Here is a 14,761-nt window from a genome sequence, read left to right as displayed (position 1 = left end):
GCGTTCCATTGCTATCTGTTTCTTAGGAAAGCTTTTGGCTTGTCCCAATGGCCCAGGCCCTGCGTAGCTGTCACCAGGGGCAAAGTAGCATTCAAAACCTTGTAACCACAACGATTTAACGATGTTCCGAATTTGAATTAGGAATCGGAACTTGCCCATTTTGAAGGTTAAAAATCACTCAATTATGTGCAAATTAGCATTACAAGCAAAGGGTTTTGTTCCGATATTGGATTACCATTTATTTACATTCGTTTGTCCCTGGTATCACGGACGCTGGTATTACTCCTATATGGCGATTTTTGGACTTATCTCGGACTTACCCCTATTCGGCCTAACCGAGAAGGATTTTTAAAAAACAAGGCCCCATTGCAATAGGGCCTTGTTTTTTAAGGGCTTTCTCGGATCAGCTCTTGTTCCTCTGATTGTAAACGCGGCAACTTAAACATAGTTTGGAAATTGAGACATAGATTCAATACGATTGCAATGATACTTGCTGAGAATAGGCCATTGCTTAGCAACATCTGAAGCATGGCTGGCATATGAGCAAATACATCAGGCTGGAAGTTTGAACCTACGCCAACAGACATGCTCGTACCGATGATAAGTGTTGCATGAGTCTTATGGAAATCAACTTTTGAAAGAATTGAAATCCCAGCTGCTGTTACCATACCAAAAATTGCAAGCATCGCACCGCCGCGGACACATGCCGGAATGATGGTAATAGCAGCTGCAAATTTTGGTAAAAAGCTTAGGATGACAAGAGAGCATCCAGTTGTGATTGATACATAACGGCTTTTCACACCGCTTAGGGCCATAACGCCAATGTTTTCATTTAAGAATGCATGAGGTACAGAGTTAAACAAACCCGATAATACTTGAGTGATTGCTTGCCCTCTTAATCCGCTTACAATTGTCTTTTCAGATGATTCAGTTTCACAAGCCTCATCTAATACTGAGAAGGAACCGAAACATTGAATAAGGTTAATAATACAGAAAATGGTCATCGTAATAATAGCGCTTACCTTGAAGACTGGCACTCCAAAGTGGAATGGGGTGATGACTTGGACCCAATTTGCTGATGATACCGGGCTTGTATTAATCATTCCCATAAATCCAGCAATTACTGTTCCGATCGCAACTCCGAGCAGCATGGACAATGTTTTAATAATTCCTTTTCCATACTTATGAAGCAAAACAATGGTGAGTAAAACAATTAATCCAATAATGATGTTTATAGGAGAACCGTAACCAGGAGTTCCTTCACCACCTGCAAAATATTTTAAAGGCGGTCGGTGCAAGAGTAATTCCCATAATGGTAATGAAAGTTCCTGTAACAACCTTTGGAAATAATAATAGAATTTTATCAAAGAAAAATGAGAGAAGGACAATAATAATTCCAGACGCTATAATTGAGCCAAAAAGAGTAGGAAGTCCATATTGTTTGCCAATGATGATCATTGGGCCAAGCGTGATAAACGATGAACCCATTACAAATGGTAGTCTAGAACCAATTCCTTTACCGATTCCAAAAACCTGAATAAGGATGGCTAATCCACTTGAAAGTAAAATAGCGGAAACCAAATAGGCAATGGTTTTTGCGTCGAGCCCAATTGAACTACCGACAATAACTGGAACCATAAAGGATCCTACCATTGTAAGGAGATGCTGAAGTCCGAGGGGCAATAACTTTACCAGCGGGAGTTTTTCGTTGAAGACAGCGTTTACATCAATAGATGATTTCGTTTTCATTATTTTCCTCCTTAAATATTAGAAAAGATAGATTTTTCTTGGCAAAAAAACAGAGTAGCAGATAGTAAATTTGATCTAAATGTTTCTCATTGTGTAAATATCTAAGGGAGTAAATAGGCATTAATTGCATCATCGCAGTTGTTGTTTATTACGAAACACTGTTTCCTATTTATTTTAAAAAAAACCGTTTTCTACTTTGCCTAGTATTTAAATCTGTGAGGTAGATAAATACGATGATGTGAACATTATATGGGAATTTTAAATAATTTTCAACATTATTAACTTTTATAATTTTTTGATAATTATTTTAAAAAACGCTGTAGAATTTTAACGGGTTTACTTTAGAAGTGCAAACAATCAAATAACAACATAAAACACTCTGGTTTTCACATATGAATTCACAGTGTGTTTTAATTTGTTATTTCAAGGCTTAATTCTCAGGTTTATTGTGACCTTTTTTAATCTTATGAAGTATTCTATTGGGATTTTATTTTCAAGGTTATACCTAGCAGAAGTTCTCATTGAGGGCTAATTTTTTGCTTTGAACTCCTAAGGAGCACAGATTATCTTACTCCACTAAAGCACTCGATAGTTTAAGTGCTATTGTTCACAATCTCATTTGCACTTAATATAACTCCAAATATAGGGTTAACTCTTGAATATAAATTTTTTTAGTGACAATCCTAATGTAATACCAAAAATGATGGCACTGAAAATATGTGAATAATAATCATTAATGGGTCTAATATCGATATACTTACCTTCTATTAATGATGTGAATAATAGTTCACATACTAACCAGGCAAATAAACTGCCCACGGTCGTTTTTATAACTAAATGGCATGAACCAAACTTTTCAAATATAAAGTAAAGTAAGACTGCATAAACACTACTAACTAAAAAATCTACGATTAATCCTATGGTAAATACTGGTCTGTTAAATGTAATAATAAGACTTGCTAATTCATAAATACCAAACTTTCCAAAGCCAAAATGTGCAAATATTTTCGAAGCAATCTCTCCTGGTATTGTTGAAATTACACCTAATATACCTATTCTTAACATCCTATCTTGGATCATATCATCATTCCTTAATCTTAATGTGGACAAATTTAGTATTTAAATTATATAAAAATTTATACGTAATAAAGGAATGTGCAGCTGATTGAGCCAAAATAAACACCTACTTTTTAATAATGGTTAATATATTAAATTCTCTATTGTTTTTACCATCCCTTCTTCAACTATCCTGCCCCGTTACCACAATAAAAAAGCCGCCTGAATTGGGAGCTGGATCTTTAAGTATTGCACCCGTTTAGTTTAAGTACATTCCTTCACTATCTTAGTTGTTATGCGATTATAACAGTGCTGGTTATCCACGAATACTTACTTTATAAAAAGTGACAGTAATCCATAATTCAGTAAATATAATTATATGATAATTATTATCATTAATATTAGCAATTATTTATCGCATAATCCAATATTACAGTAATTGAAGGGAATTATCATTCTCATTTATAGAAATATATTCTCGATTATATTTGACTTTAGCTAACAGTAACCGTATTATAAATTTATAATAATTCTAATCTAGGAGATGACTTAAATGAGTAGTAACGATGGGCAATTAGATAACTACTATAAAAAAAATAAAAAGCTTTTTATTTGGGCTGCATCCTTAACCCTGTTTTTTGCTTTAGCTGAAATTATCTACGGATTTATTTCAGGTTCCTTAATGATGATGGGCGATGGTGTACACATGGGTTCAGACGCTTTCTCATTGATTCTTTCACTAATCGCAACCATTCTAGCTACAAAGACAGTAACAAAAAATAAAACATTTGGCTACAAACGATTTGAACCAATCGCAGCATTTATTAATGGTTTTACATTAGTGATTATCCCTATATTTATAATTGGTGAAGCGATCAGTCGTATGTTTAATCCAATAAAAATCATTCCGAACCAAATGTTAGTTGTCGGTACGATTGGTTTAGTTGTAAATGGAATCGTGGGCTATATTTTGACGAAAGCTAATTCCAGTTTGAACGTAAAAAGTGCAATGATTCACGTTTTGGCTGACTTATTTACTAGTGTGAGTGTTGTCATCGCAGCATTGGGTATTAAATATTTTGGCCTAACATGGTTAGACCCAATTGGTAGTTTAATAACATCGATAATCATAATTGCTGGTGGCGTTAAAATCACAAAAGAATCCTTTAATATATTAATGGAAGGGACCCCTAATGGCTATTCCGTTGATGGGATTATAAAATCTCTACAAGAAACCAACCAAGATTTAACTGTTGAGGATGTAAAAGTATGGTGTATAAATGAAGAAGAAGTATACACATTAATTAGAGTAAAATCTTCTTCGAAGTTAGTTAAAAACATTCAAAAAGTGATAAAGGAATTAGTATCAAATCATACCAAAATACCTTTAGATAATATCTATGTCGATTTAAATTAATTGACTATATAACAAATAGATTAAAGCCTGAATCAATTAAATGGCGCTTTAATGACGGCATCTACAGTTAGTAACGCTTCCACTTCACTTTTCCCGCTTTGCAATCCTTTCAACATCGGTAATGGCCCCAACGACATTGGAGGCAAGTGTTACGGCGACTAGTTTGGTATTCTCATCAATCAGATTGTCTAACAAAATCAAATCAAGAGTTAATCTCTCTTTGTCAACCGAAATGAAACGAATTTTTGTATTTGTATCATTGGCCGCGGTTGCCCATGAGTCCACGTTTGAACGGTGGTACATTTCAGTAACGACAATATTATCCTAATGGGTCCACGTTTTACTAAGTGCGCTCTACTGAGAACATTATGGATGTAGAATTTTGACCAAACACTGCCTCATTTGGTTTGGCACCAACCAAATCGGCAATCGCTTTTCTAGTCTTCTTAAGATGAAGTTCATCTCTCTGCTGGTTGGAAATTCTCCGTGCGGTTTGCACCCCTTTGGACATACAAGAGACCATCTCATCAACGGGCAATAGTGTTCCCGATTGAAGAAGTCCGCTGGAAATTTCCAACATTAACACAGAAGTTTATTGGAAAAAAGGTTATTTATTTGGATGGTCACGGCGGTTCACAAGTGGTAAAGGGATTCCCTCATTCCATTGTTATTAAAAGCCATACCAATTTTATACGATAGATTACTAGTTTAATTTTTCTTTCATTTTGTAATTTCTTATAATAGACAAAAGGGCCCTGGAAGGCCCTCTCATACAGAAAGTCACTTAGCTAAACGTTATCTCTAGGAGGCATATACGATGCCGCCTTAACACCCCTTCACCTTTTTTTGAGGTTATAAAAATCCCATTCGTTTCATAATCGATTTTTAATCGTTTAAAAGATGAATCCATTTTTCTTTTAATTTTTTCCTAACGTACTTTGCTGTCTCTTGAATACAATTTATGAACAAGTATATGTTCATTTTCTTTTATTTCAACACTTTGTAACCTTCTTTTTCCAAGTCTCCTATCAATCATAGCTAAAGCCCTTATTAAGAATCTCTCTGAATTTAAGGCATCACTTATTGATAAATTTATATACTGACACAGAGAATCCTCAATATAATCTATATAATATTGACCTTGTTTTTCCAATATCTTTTCAGCTTCTTCATAAGTCATTTGTTCATTATCGTTGCTGTGCTCAAGGATGATTTTATAGTGATTGAAAAGCCATTTTACTTTTGAGTTGCTGTATAGCTCTTCTCCATCTAACGTAATCCAAAATCTACTCTCAGGTTCGTGAATTGCTCTATAATTTGTATAGTTAATATTTATCCTACCAATTAATTTGTCACAAAACCTTGATTCAATAATTTGTTTTAAGTAACTCCACTTTATCTGCAAACCCAAAAAGAAAGCCCTCAATACCACAGCCGTTTTTTTCGTATTTTTTTCTTTATTACCTTTACTAATTCAATTTAAAATGTACGCCCCTTAGTTTAACAAGAAAAAAAAGCCGCAAATACGATTCTTTGTTAAACTCAAGCTACCCGTTTGTTGAAGAGAGAGCGACTTTTGATCCACTCTAAAATGAATCTGCTATGCTCCTTTCTTTGCTCACTGTCTGAAAGTTACAGTTGCTTCTCTGACACATTCCCATGCTCCACAAATAAACGTAACTCTTACATCTAACTCAAATTCTCCAGTTCCTGAAACTTCTATCCTATCGTTCCCAACTTTACGTGTAGGTCCCACGAGTTCTGCATTTCCTGAAATCGGAAATAACCTCCATTCATATACAGTATCTCGGTCATGTCCAATACAAAGCCCTGAACACACCAAATCAGCATCTGCAAAGTATCCCCCGCGAGTGGCTGTTCTTCTAATACCTGGTCCTCTGAGACGTGAATCCGAGCAACATGAATTTTCTTCACCTACTCCATTACAACTACAATTACAACGGTCACTTCGATTACTTCTCATATCCGCCCAACCAGGCTCATTTCGCCTATCTAACAAAATAATCACCTCACTTTAGAGCTTGTACTGACAATTTATTCAGGATTAAAAAGAGTTCTTGGACATTTTAAAAAAATCAACCATTTAAGCCACTCTCTAAACAAACCTGCCCCGTTAGTGGAACAAGAAAAGAGTCGCAGCAACGACCCAGCTTAAGCACATTTCTTCACAATATGTTCGTAAGACGACAATATTGTTATATTGTCTTATTCATAGACAACCCGCACATTGTCCCCATTATTAATATAAAAACTGTCACTTTTATTGAACATGTAAAGATGGTAAATTCATCCTATAAACATTAGAAAGGAGCATCCAATAATATGACATTAGAAATGCGAAAAAAATGTGAAAGTTGTAATGCTTCAATTGATGACAATTCTTTCGCTTTTATATGTGTCTATGAATGTACTTTTTGCTCTCCATGCACTGAAGAAATGAATAGTATTTGTCCAAATTGTGGAGGAGAACTTGTAAAAAGACCTAGGAAGCCACAAAATGTTTGTTCACTTTAAAGTTTTTAAACAGGGATTATCCCTGTTTTTTATTATTATGGTTCAAATACACATTATTCGTTTTTCTTCTTCTACTAAACTGCCCCGTTAGTTTAAGTGAAAATCTTCACAATCTATTCACCATGACCTTACAACAACGATAAGAACATAAAAAAACCCTGTTTAAATTAATACAGGATTTTAATCAAACTTTATTTTATATATTCAATCGTTTTTTACATTTACGCGCCTTAGAGGATTCGAACCTCTGACCGTACGCTTAGAAGGCGTATGCTCTATCCAGCTGAGCTAAAGGCGCATTATAGGAATGGCGGAGAAGGAGGGATTTGAACCCTCGCGCCGGTTTCCCGACCTACACCCTTAGCAGGGGCGCCTCTTCAGCCACTTGAGTACTTCCCCATAAAATAAAATGGCTCCGCAGGTAGGATTCGAACCTACGACCGATCGGTTAACAGCCGATTGCTCTACCACTGAGCTACTGCGGAACAATTAGAATATTTATGATGATGGGCCTAAATGGACTCGAACCATCGACCTCACGCTTATCAGGCGTGCGCTCTAACCAGCTGAGCTATAGGCCCAAAATATGGAGCGGGTGATGAGAATCGAACTCACAACATCAGCTTGGAAGGCTGAGGTTTTACCACTAAACTACACCCGCCCTATAAAAAGTAAGAATGGCTGGGCTAGCTGGATTCGGACCAACGAATGACGGAGTCAAAGTCCGTTGCCTTACCGCTTGGCTATAGCCCAAAATCATTTAATGAAATGGGGCGGCTGATGGGAATCGAACCCACGAATGTCGGAACCACAATCCGATGCGTTAACCACTTCGCCACAACCGCCATAATAATATGGCAGGGGTAGTAGGAATCGAACCCACACTGAAGGTTTTGGAGACCTTAGTTCTACCTTTAAACTATACCCCTAAAATGGTGGAGGGGGACGGATTCGAACCGCCGAACCCTGAGGGAGCGGATTTACAGTCCGCCGCGTTTAGCCACTTCGCTACCCCTCCATATAAAAAAAGATGGCTCAGGACGGAATCGAACCGCCGACACAAGGATTTTCAGTCCTTTGCTCTACCGACTGAGCTACTGAGCCATAGAAAATCTATATCAACAGTAGTCATCCTACTGGGATAAAAGTACGGTCCGGACGGGACTCGAACCCGCGACCTCCTGCGTGACAGGCAGGCATTCTAACCAACTGAACTACCGGACCATATATTGCGGAGGCAGGATTTGAACCTGCGACCTTCGGGTTATGAGCCCGACGAGCTACCAGACTGCTCCACCCCGCGATAATAATAAAATTTTATGGAGGAGGAAGAGGGATTCGAACCCCCGCGCGGTTTGACCCGCCTGTCGGTTTTCAAGACCGATCCCTTCAGCCAGACTTGGGTATTCCTCCATATAAATGGACCCTGTAGGACTCGAACCTACGACCGGACGGTTATGAGCCGTCTGCTCTAACCAGCTGAGCTAAGGGTCCATTAGTAATTTTAATAGCGGCGGAGGGGATCGAACCCCCGACCTTACGGGTATGAACCGTACGCTCTAGCCAGCTGAGCTACACCGCCATTTATAATAAAAAATGAATGGAGCCTAGCGGGATCGAACCGCTGACCTCCTGCGTGCAAAGCAGGCGCTCTCCCAGCTGAGCTAAGGCCCCATGTTGTTAAAAATAATTCTCGAATGGTCGGGAAGACAGGATTCGAACCTGCGACCCCTTGGTCCCAAACCAAGTGCTCTACCAAGCTGAGCTACTTCCCGTAAAAATATGGCGCGCCCGAAAGGAGTCGAACCCATAACCTTCTGATCCGTAGTCAGACGCTCTATCCAATTGAGCTACGGGCGCTACTATTTAAATGGTGCCGAGGACCGGAATCGAACCGGTACGGTAGTCACCTACCGCAGGATTTTAAGTCCTGTGCGTCTGCCAATTCCGCCACACCCGCAATATTGAAAGTTATTTTGCTACCGCAAAAAACTCTGATGAGCCATGAAGGACTCGAACCTTCGACCCTCTGATTAAAAGTCAGATGCTCTACCGACTGAGCTAATGGCTCAAAAAAACAAAAAATAAATGGTGCCGGCTAGAGGACTTGAACCCCCAACCTACTGATTACAAGTCAGTTGCTCTACCAATTGAGCTAAACCGGCACAATTTAAAAAATTATTGATGGAGGATGACGGGATCGAACCGCCGACCCTCTGCTTGTAAGGCAGATGCTCTCCCAGCTGAGCTAATCCTCCATTGTGGTAAAAGTTATTTTCGCTTGCACGAAAAAACTTTGGTGACCCCTACGGGATTCGAACCCGTGTTACCGCCGTGAAAGGGCGGTGTCTTAACCGCTTGACCAAGGGGCCAACTATAAAATTCAGCAAAATAAATACCCCTAAAGGGGCTTAGCCTGGCAACGTCCTACTCTCACAGGGGGACAGCCCCCAACTACCATCGGCGCTGAGAAGCTTAACTTCCGTGTTCGGTATGGGAACGGGTGTGACCTTCTCGCCATTATTGCCAGACTATTAAGTTTGAGGTATCATTCCCTCAAAACTAGATAAAGCAGAAGAAGTTTGTAAAAACGAGTTCACCTTCATATGATACATATGACTTGGTTAAGTCCTCGATCGATTAGTATCAGTCAGCTCCACATGTCACCATGCTTCCACCTCTGACCTATCAACCTGATCATCTTTCAGGGATCTTACTAGCTTGACGCTATGGGAAATCTCATCTTGAGGGGGGCTTCATGCTTAGATGCTTTCAGCACTTATCCCGTCCGCACATAGCTACCCAGCGATGCCTTTGGCAAGACAACTGGTACACCAGCGGTGCGTCCATCCCGGTCCTCTCGTACTAAGGACAGCTCCTCTCAAATTTCCTGCGCCCACGACGGATAGGGACCGAACTGTCTCACGACGTTCTGAACCCAGCTCGCGTACCGCTTTAATGGGCGAACAGCCCAACCCTTGGGACCGACTACAGCCCCAGGATGCGATGAGCCGACATCGAGGTGCCAAACCTCCCCGTCGATGTGGACTCTTGGGGGAGATAAGCCTGTTATCCCCAGGGTAGCTTTTATCCGTTGAGCGATGGCCCTTCCATGCGGAACCACCGGATCACTAAGCCCGACTTTCGTCCCTGCTCGACTTGTAGGTCTCGCAGTCAAGCTCCCTTATGCCTTTACACTCTGCGAATGATTTCCAACCATTCTGAGGGAACCTTTGGGCGCCTCCGTTACTCTTTAGGAGGCGACCGCCCCAGTCAAACTGCCCACCTGACACTGTCTCCCACCCCGATCAGGGGTGCGGGTTAGAATTTCAATACAGCCAGGGTAGTATCCCACCGACGCCTCCACCGAAGCTAGCGCTCCGGCTTCTACGGCTCCTACCTATCCTGTACAAGCTGTACCAAAATTCAATATCAGGCTACAGTAAAGCTCCATGGGGTCTTTCCGTCCTGTCGCGGGTAACCTGCATCTTCACAGGTACTATAATTTCACCGAGTCTCTCGTTGAGACAGTGCCCAGATCGTTACGCCTTTCGTGCGGGTCGGAACTTACCCGACAAGGAATTTCGCTACCTTAGGACCGTTATAGTTACGGCCGCCGTTTACTGGGGCTTCGATTCAGAGCTTCGCTTGCGCTAACCCCTCCTCTTAACCTTCCAGCACCGGGCAGGCGTCAGCCCCTATACTTCGCCTTGCGGCTTCGCAGAGACCTGTGTTTTTGCTAAACAGTCGCCTGGGCCTATTCACTGCGGCTCTTCGAGGCTATTCACCTCAAAGAGCACCCCTTCTCCCGAAGTTACGGGGTCATTTTGCCGAGTTCCTTAACGAGAGTTCTCTCGCTCACCTTAGGATTCTCTCCTCGCCTACCTGTGTCGGTTTGCGGTACGGGCACCTTTTATCTCGCTAGAGGCTTTTCTTGGCAGTGTGGAATCAGGAACTTCGGTACTAAATTTCCCTCGCCGTCACAGCTCAGCCTTCGCGAGAAGCGGATTTTCCTACTTCTCAGCCTAACTGCTTGGACGCGCATATCCAATAGCGCGCTTACCCTATCCTCCTGCGTCCCCCCATCACTCAAACGATAAAGAGGTGGTACAGGAATATCAACCTGTTGTCCATCGCCTACGCCTTTCGGCCTCGGCTTAGGTCCCGACTAACCCTGAGCGGACGAGCCTTCCTCAGGAAACCTTAGGCATTCGGTGGATGAGATTCTCACTCATCTTTCGCTACTCATACCGGCATTCTCACTTCTAAGCGCTCCACCAGTCCTTACGGTCTAGCTTCAACGCCCTTAGAACGCTCTCCTACCGCGGACACCTAATGGTGTCCACCCACAGCTTCGGTGATACGTTTAGCCCCGGTACATTTTCGGCGCAGAGTCACTCGACCAGTGAGCTATTACGCACTCTTTAAATGGTGGCTGCTTCTAAGCCAACATCCTGGTTGTCTAAGCAACTCCACATCCTTTTCCACTTAACGTATACTTTGGGACCTTAGCTGGTGGTCTGGGCTGTTTCCCTTTTGACTACGGATCTTATCACTCGCAGTCTGACTCCCACGGATAAGTCATTGGCATTCGGAGTTTGTCTGAATTCGGTAACCCGATGAGGGCCCCTAGTCCAAACAGTGCTCTACCTCCAAGACTCTTACTTCGTGAGGCTAGCCCTAAAGCTATTTCGGAGAGAACCAGCTATCTCCAAGTTCGATTGGAATTTCTCCGCTACCCACACCTCATCCCCGCACTTTTCAACGTGCGTGGGTTCGGGCCTCCATCCAGTGTTACCTGGACTTCACCCTGGACATGGGTAGATCACCTGGTTTCGGGTCTACGACCACATACTCATTCGCCCTATTTAGACTCGCTTTCGCTGCGGCTCCGTCTCATCAACTTAACCTTGCATGTAATCGTAACTCGCCGGTTCATTCTACAAAAGGCACGCCATCACCCATAAACGGGCTCTGACTACTTGTAGGCACACGGTTTCAGGAACTATTTCACTCCCCTTCCGGGGTGCTTTTCACCTTTCCCTCACGGTACTGGTTCACTATCGGTCACTAGGGAGTATTTAGCCTTGGGAGATGGTCCTCCCTGCTTCCGACCGGATTTCACGTGTCCGGCCGTACTCAGGATCCACTCAGGAGGGAACGAAGTTTCGACTACAGGGTTTTTACCTTCTATGACGGACCTTTCCAGATCGCTTCATCTACCCCGTTCCTTTGTAACTCCATGTTGAGTGTCCTACAACCCCGAAAGGCAAGCCTTTCGGTTTGGGCTGTTCCCGTTTCGCTCGCCGCTACTCAGGGAATCGCGTTTGCTTTCTCTTCCTCCGGGTACTTAGATGTTTCAGTTCCCCGGGTCTGCCTTCATTATCCTATGTATTCAGATAAAGATACTGCTCCATTACGAACAGTGGGTTCCCCCATTCGGAAATCTCCGGATCAAAGCTTACTTACAGCTCCCCGAAGCATATCGGTGTTAGTCCCGTCCTTCATCGGCTCCTAGTGCCAAGGCATTCACCGTGCGCCCTTTCTAACTTAACCTAAAAGGTTTTACTCTAAAATTAAAGAGAAAACTAAAATGGCGATTACTCGGTTTTTACTTGGTTACTTCTTCTTACGATTATCTAGTTTTCAAAGAACGTGGCTACTGATTTCAATCACATCATGATTAAACATCAGAGCGTTACTTCATGCTGCCATGCGACGAGCTGAGGGATAACTTCCTCGAACTACTGCGGCGCAGGAGCAATGTTTTTTGAGAGAAAATTGCTCCCTCAAAACTAAACAAACAAGAAACGGTCAACATCTTATCAGTCCATAAGGACTTACATTTCCTTAGAAAGGAGGTGATCCAGCCGCACCTTCCGATACGGCTACCTTGTTACGACTTCACCCCAATCATCTGTCCCACCTTAGGCGGCTGGCTCCTTACGGTTACCCCACCGACTTCGGGTGTTACAAACTCTCGTGGTGTGACGGGCGGTGTGTACAAGGCCCGGGAACGTATTCACCGCGGCATGCTGATCCGCGATTACTAGCGATTCCGGCTTCATGTAGGCGAGTTGCAGCCTACAATCCGAACTGAGAATGGTTTTATGGGATTGGCTAAACCTCGCGGTTTCGCAGCCCTTTGTACCATCCATTGTAGCACGTGTGTAGCCCAGGTCATAAGGGGCATGATGATTTGACGTCATCCCCACCTTCCTCCGGTTTGTCACCGGCAGTCACCTTAGAGTGCCCAACTAAATGCTGGCAACTAAGATCAAGGGTTGCGCTCGTTGCGGGACTTAACCCAACATCTCACGACACGAGCTGACGACAACCATGCACCACCTGTCACTCTGTCCCCCGAAGGGGAAAGTCCTATCTCTAGAAGTGTCAGAGGATGTCAAGACCTGGTAAGGTTCTTCGCGTTGCTTCGAATTAAACCACATGCTCCACCGCTTGTGCGGGCCCCCGTCAATTCCTTTGAGTTTCAGCCTTGCGGCCGTACTCCCCAGGCGGAGTGCTTAATGCGTTAGCTGCAGCACTAAAGGGCGGAAACCCTCTAACACTTAGCACTCATCGTTTACGGCGTGGACTACCAGGGTATCTAATCCTGTTTGCTCCCCACGCTTTCGCGCCTCAGCGTCAGTTACAGACCAGAAAGCCGCCTTCGCCACTGGTGTTCCTCCACATCTCTACGCATTTCACCGCTACACGTGGAATTCCGCTTTCCTCTTCTGCACTCAAGTCCCCCAGTTTCCAATGACCCTCCACGGTTGAGCCGTGGGCTTTCACATCAGACTTAAAGGACCGCCTGCGCGCGCTTTACGCCCAATAATTCCGGACAACGCTTGCCACCTACGTATTACCGCGGCTGCTGGCACGTAGTTAGCCGTGGCTTTCTGGTTAGGTACCGTCAAGGTACCGGCAGTTACTCCGATACTTGTTCTTCCCTAACAACAGAACTTTACGACCCGAAGGCCTTCATCGCTCACGCGGCGTTGCTCCGTCAGACTTTCGTCCATTGCGGAAGATTCCCTACTGCTGCCTCCCGTAGGAGTCTGGGCCGTGTCTCAGTCCCAGTGTGGCCGATCACCCTCTCAGGTCGGCTACGCATCGTCGCCTTGGTGAGCCGTTACCTCACCAACTAGCTAATGCGCCGCGGGCCCATCTGTAAGTGTCAGCCGAAACCGACTTTCAGCTTTTCCTCATGAGAGGAAAAGGATTATCCGGTATTAGCTCCGGTTTCCCGAAGTTACCCCAGTCTTACAGGCAGGTTGCCCACGTGTTACTCACCCGTCCGCCGCTAATCAACAGGAGCAAGCTCCTATTGATTCGCTCGACTTGCATGTATTAGGCACGCCGCCAGCGTTCGTCCTGAGCCAGGATCAAACTCTCCAAGAAAGTTGATTTAGCTCATTTGTTACGTTGGCTCATGTCCTCTATATAATAGAAGAAACACGATTATTATTGTTTGTTGACGTTTTTGTTTGTTTAGTTTTCAAAGAACAATAGCACTTATAAAAAGTGACAGGAATAATATTTTATCAAACTTCTTAAATTCTATCAATCATCAATTATTTCCAATTTCGATTGATTTTTGCACTCTTTTCAAGAGCAACTTTTATATTTTATCACGTTGTATCTACTAAAACAAGAGGAAGTTTTTTCTGATCTTGTTTGCTTATCCACTCTTTCTGGGAGCGACTTTAATAATATAACACCGTGGGTGTAAACTTGCAACAGAATTTTTTGAGAAGAACATTAAAGAAGGTACCAGATTTAATTCAGAAAATGTCAGATGTAGCATTTAAATAAAGTTGATTTGATTTAAAATACCCCACTTACCAGTATTTTTTTAAAATAATAAGAATCCATTTTGATTGGTCAAAATGGATTTATTTAAAGAAAAAAACAGTAATCTCCGGCAATGAAATATATATTCAAGTTTTAAAGCATAGTTGAAGACCAATGTGTAACCTTGTAAATTTCATTGTTTCAACT

The 14,761-nt window shown here is 42.6% G+C and carries 9 protein-coding genes, 23 tRNA genes and 3 rRNA genes; 2 read left to right on the top strand and 33 right to left on the bottom strand.

What is annotated here, in order from left to right:
* Positions 1-386 precede the first annotated feature (386 nt).
* The 3 genes from RCG21_RS09765 to RCG21_RS09755 all read right to left on the bottom strand — a co-directional run bounded on the left by RCG21_RS09765 (position 387) and on the right by RCG21_RS09755 (position 2,829).
* Complete coding sequence (locus RCG21_RS09765; protein WP_308913103.1) at positions 387-1,298, bottom strand: solute carrier family 23 protein; 912 nt, start codon at positions 1,296-1,298, stop codon at positions 387-389.
* Complete coding sequence (locus RCG21_RS09760; protein WP_308913102.1) at positions 1,261-1,749, bottom strand: solute carrier family 23 protein; 489 nt, start codon at positions 1,747-1,749, stop codon at positions 1,261-1,263. Before RCG21_RS09760 ends, RCG21_RS09765 begins: the two co-directional genes overlap by 38 nt.
* Positions 1,750-2,397: 648 nt before the next feature.
* The gene (locus tag RCG21_RS09755; protein ID WP_308913101.1) at positions 2,398-2,829 is read right to left on the bottom strand and encodes a hypothetical protein; all 432 of its coding nucleotides are present in this window, start codon (positions 2,827-2,829) and stop codon (positions 2,398-2,400) included.
* A 529-nt stretch (positions 2,830-3,358) separates the two neighbouring features.
* On the opposite strand from RCG21_RS09755, the gene RCG21_RS09750 reads away from it, so the two are divergent.
* The gene (locus tag RCG21_RS09750) at positions 3,359-4,222 is read left to right on the top strand and encodes a cation diffusion facilitator family transporter (RefSeq protein WP_133340673.1); all 864 of its coding nucleotides are present in this window, start codon (positions 3,359-3,361) and stop codon (positions 4,220-4,222) included.
* Positions 4,223-4,306: 84 nt separating this feature from the next.
* On the opposite strand, the gene RCG21_RS09745 is transcribed toward RCG21_RS09750, so the two are convergent.
* The 4 genes from RCG21_RS09745 to RCG21_RS09730 all read right to left on the bottom strand — a co-directional run bounded on the left by RCG21_RS09745 (position 4,307) and on the right by RCG21_RS09730 (position 6,242).
* A complete protein-coding gene (locus tag RCG21_RS09745; RefSeq protein ID WP_268884155.1) occupies positions 4,307-4,540 on the bottom strand; it encodes an aminotransferase class V-fold PLP-dependent enzyme in 234 nt (77 codons plus the stop codon).
* Positions 4,541-4,565: 25 nt separating this feature from the next.
* Positions 4,566-4,733: a hypothetical protein gene (locus RCG21_RS09740; protein WP_308913100.1), complete on the bottom strand. Its 168-nt coding sequence runs from the start codon at positions 4,731-4,733 to the stop codon at positions 4,566-4,568.
* 417 nt (positions 4,734-5,150) lie between these two features.
* Complete coding sequence (locus RCG21_RS09735; protein WP_308913099.1) at positions 5,151-5,633, bottom strand: SF0329 family protein; 483 nt, start codon at positions 5,631-5,633, stop codon at positions 5,151-5,153.
* A 207-nt stretch (positions 5,634-5,840) separates the two neighbouring features.
* Complete coding sequence (locus RCG21_RS09730) at positions 5,841-6,242, bottom strand: hypothetical protein (protein WP_308913098.1); 402 nt, start codon at positions 6,240-6,242, stop codon at positions 5,841-5,843.
* A 323-nt stretch (positions 6,243-6,565) separates the two neighbouring features.
* Between RCG21_RS09730 and RCG21_RS09725 the strand changes: the two genes are divergently transcribed.
* A complete protein-coding gene (locus RCG21_RS09725; protein WP_133340589.1) occupies positions 6,566-6,757 on the top strand; it encodes a DUF1272 domain-containing protein in 192 nt (63 codons plus the stop codon).
* Between the two features lie 224 nt (positions 6,758-6,981).
* Here the strand turns inward: RCG21_RS09725 and RCG21_RS09720 are convergent.
* The 26 genes from RCG21_RS09720 to RCG21_RS09595 all read right to left on the bottom strand — a co-directional run bounded on the left by RCG21_RS09720 (position 6,982) and on the right by RCG21_RS09595 (position 14,161).
* Positions 6,982-7,055: transfer RNA gene (locus RCG21_RS09720), tRNA-Arg, on the bottom strand.
* A 10-nt stretch (positions 7,056-7,065) separates the two neighbouring features.
* Positions 7,066-7,156: transfer RNA gene (locus tag RCG21_RS09715), tRNA-Ser, on the bottom strand.
* 11 nt (positions 7,157-7,167) lie between these two features.
* Positions 7,168-7,242: transfer RNA gene (locus RCG21_RS09710), tRNA-Asn, on the bottom strand.
* 22 nt (positions 7,243-7,264) lie between these two features.
* Positions 7,265-7,338, bottom strand: a tRNA-Ile gene (locus tag RCG21_RS09705).
* A gap of 6 nt (positions 7,339-7,344) precedes the next feature.
* Positions 7,345-7,418 (bottom strand) — tRNA-Gly (locus RCG21_RS09700).
* 17 nt (positions 7,419-7,435) lie between these two features.
* Positions 7,436-7,510: transfer RNA gene (locus RCG21_RS09695), tRNA-Gln, on the bottom strand.
* A 16-nt stretch (positions 7,511-7,526) separates the two neighbouring features.
* Positions 7,527-7,602 (bottom strand) — tRNA-His (locus RCG21_RS09690).
* A 10-nt stretch (positions 7,603-7,612) separates the two neighbouring features.
* Positions 7,613-7,686: transfer RNA gene (locus RCG21_RS09685), tRNA-Trp, on the bottom strand.
* Positions 7,687-7,690: 4 nt separating this feature from the next.
* Positions 7,691-7,775: transfer RNA gene (locus tag RCG21_RS09680), tRNA-Tyr, on the bottom strand.
* A gap of 13 nt (positions 7,776-7,788) precedes the next feature.
* Positions 7,789-7,861 (bottom strand) — tRNA-Phe (locus RCG21_RS09675).
* 46 nt (positions 7,862-7,907) lie between these two features.
* Positions 7,908-7,981 (bottom strand) — tRNA-Asp (locus RCG21_RS09670).
* Positions 7,982-7,986: 5 nt separating this feature from the next.
* Positions 7,987-8,060: transfer RNA gene (locus tag RCG21_RS09665), tRNA-Met, on the bottom strand.
* A 17-nt stretch (positions 8,061-8,077) separates the two neighbouring features.
* Positions 8,078-8,170, bottom strand: a tRNA-Ser gene (locus RCG21_RS09660).
* Positions 8,171-8,177: 7 nt separating this feature from the next.
* Positions 8,178-8,251, bottom strand: a tRNA-Ile gene (locus RCG21_RS09655).
* A 14-nt stretch (positions 8,252-8,265) separates the two neighbouring features.
* Positions 8,266-8,339, bottom strand: a tRNA-Met gene (locus tag RCG21_RS09650).
* Between the two features lie 19 nt (positions 8,340-8,358).
* Positions 8,359-8,431 (bottom strand) — tRNA-Ala (locus RCG21_RS09645).
* A 24-nt stretch (positions 8,432-8,455) separates the two neighbouring features.
* Positions 8,456-8,532: transfer RNA gene (locus RCG21_RS09640), tRNA-Pro, on the bottom strand.
* Positions 8,533-8,540: 8 nt separating this feature from the next.
* Positions 8,541-8,617, bottom strand: a tRNA-Arg gene (locus RCG21_RS09635).
* Between the two features lie 11 nt (positions 8,618-8,628).
* Positions 8,629-8,711: transfer RNA gene (locus RCG21_RS09630), tRNA-Leu, on the bottom strand.
* Positions 8,712-8,755: 44 nt separating this feature from the next.
* Positions 8,756-8,828: transfer RNA gene (locus RCG21_RS09625), tRNA-Lys, on the bottom strand.
* Between the two features lie 18 nt (positions 8,829-8,846).
* Positions 8,847-8,922 (bottom strand) — tRNA-Thr (locus tag RCG21_RS09620).
* Positions 8,923-8,942: 20 nt separating this feature from the next.
* Positions 8,943-9,015, bottom strand: a tRNA-Val gene (locus RCG21_RS09615).
* 39 nt (positions 9,016-9,054) lie between these two features.
* Positions 9,055-9,129 (bottom strand) — tRNA-Glu (locus RCG21_RS09610).
* A gap of 42 nt (positions 9,130-9,171) precedes the next feature.
* A 5S ribosomal RNA gene (gene rrf / locus RCG21_RS09605) occupies positions 9,172-9,288 on the bottom strand.
* A gap of 89 nt (positions 9,289-9,377) precedes the next feature.
* Positions 9,378-12,313: ribosomal RNA gene (locus RCG21_RS09600) — 23S ribosomal RNA — on the bottom strand.
* A gap of 298 nt (positions 12,314-12,611) precedes the next feature.
* A 16S ribosomal RNA gene (locus tag RCG21_RS09595) occupies positions 12,612-14,161 on the bottom strand.
* Together the 16S, 23S and 5S rRNA genes with 23 tRNA genes alongside form the textbook arrangement of a ribosomal RNA operon.
* Positions 14,162-14,761 lie beyond the last annotated feature (600 nt).

Source organism: Bacillus salipaludis (genome assembly GCF_030938565.1).
GTDB classification, from domain to species: Bacteria; Bacillota; Bacilli; order Bacillales; family Cytobacillaceae; genus Neobacillus; species Neobacillus salipaludis_A.
Note: the sequence above shows the minus strand (reverse complement) of the source record. Positions and strands in the feature narration are given on the sequence as shown.

Bases quoted from the DNA above. Each gene is read 5' to 3' on its own strand.
- RCG21_RS09760 (WP_308913102.1), bottom strand. From the start codon at position 1,749: ATGAAAACGAAATCATCTATTGATGTAAACGCTGTCTTCAACGAAAAA.
- RCG21_RS09755 (WP_308913101.1), bottom strand. From the start codon at position 2,829: ATGATCCAAGATAGGATGTTAAGAATAGGTATATTAGGTGTAATTTCA.
- RCG21_RS09750 (WP_133340673.1), top strand. From the start codon at position 3,359: ATGAGTAGTAACGATGGGCAATTAGATAACTACTATAAAAAAAATAAA.
- RCG21_RS09740 (WP_308913100.1), bottom strand. From the start codon at position 4,733: ATGTCCAAAGGGGTGCAAACCGCACGGAGAATTTCCAACCAGCAGAGA.
- RCG21_RS09725 (WP_133340589.1), top strand. From the start codon at position 6,566: ATGACATTAGAAATGCGAAAAAAATGTGAAAGTTGTAATGCTTCAATT.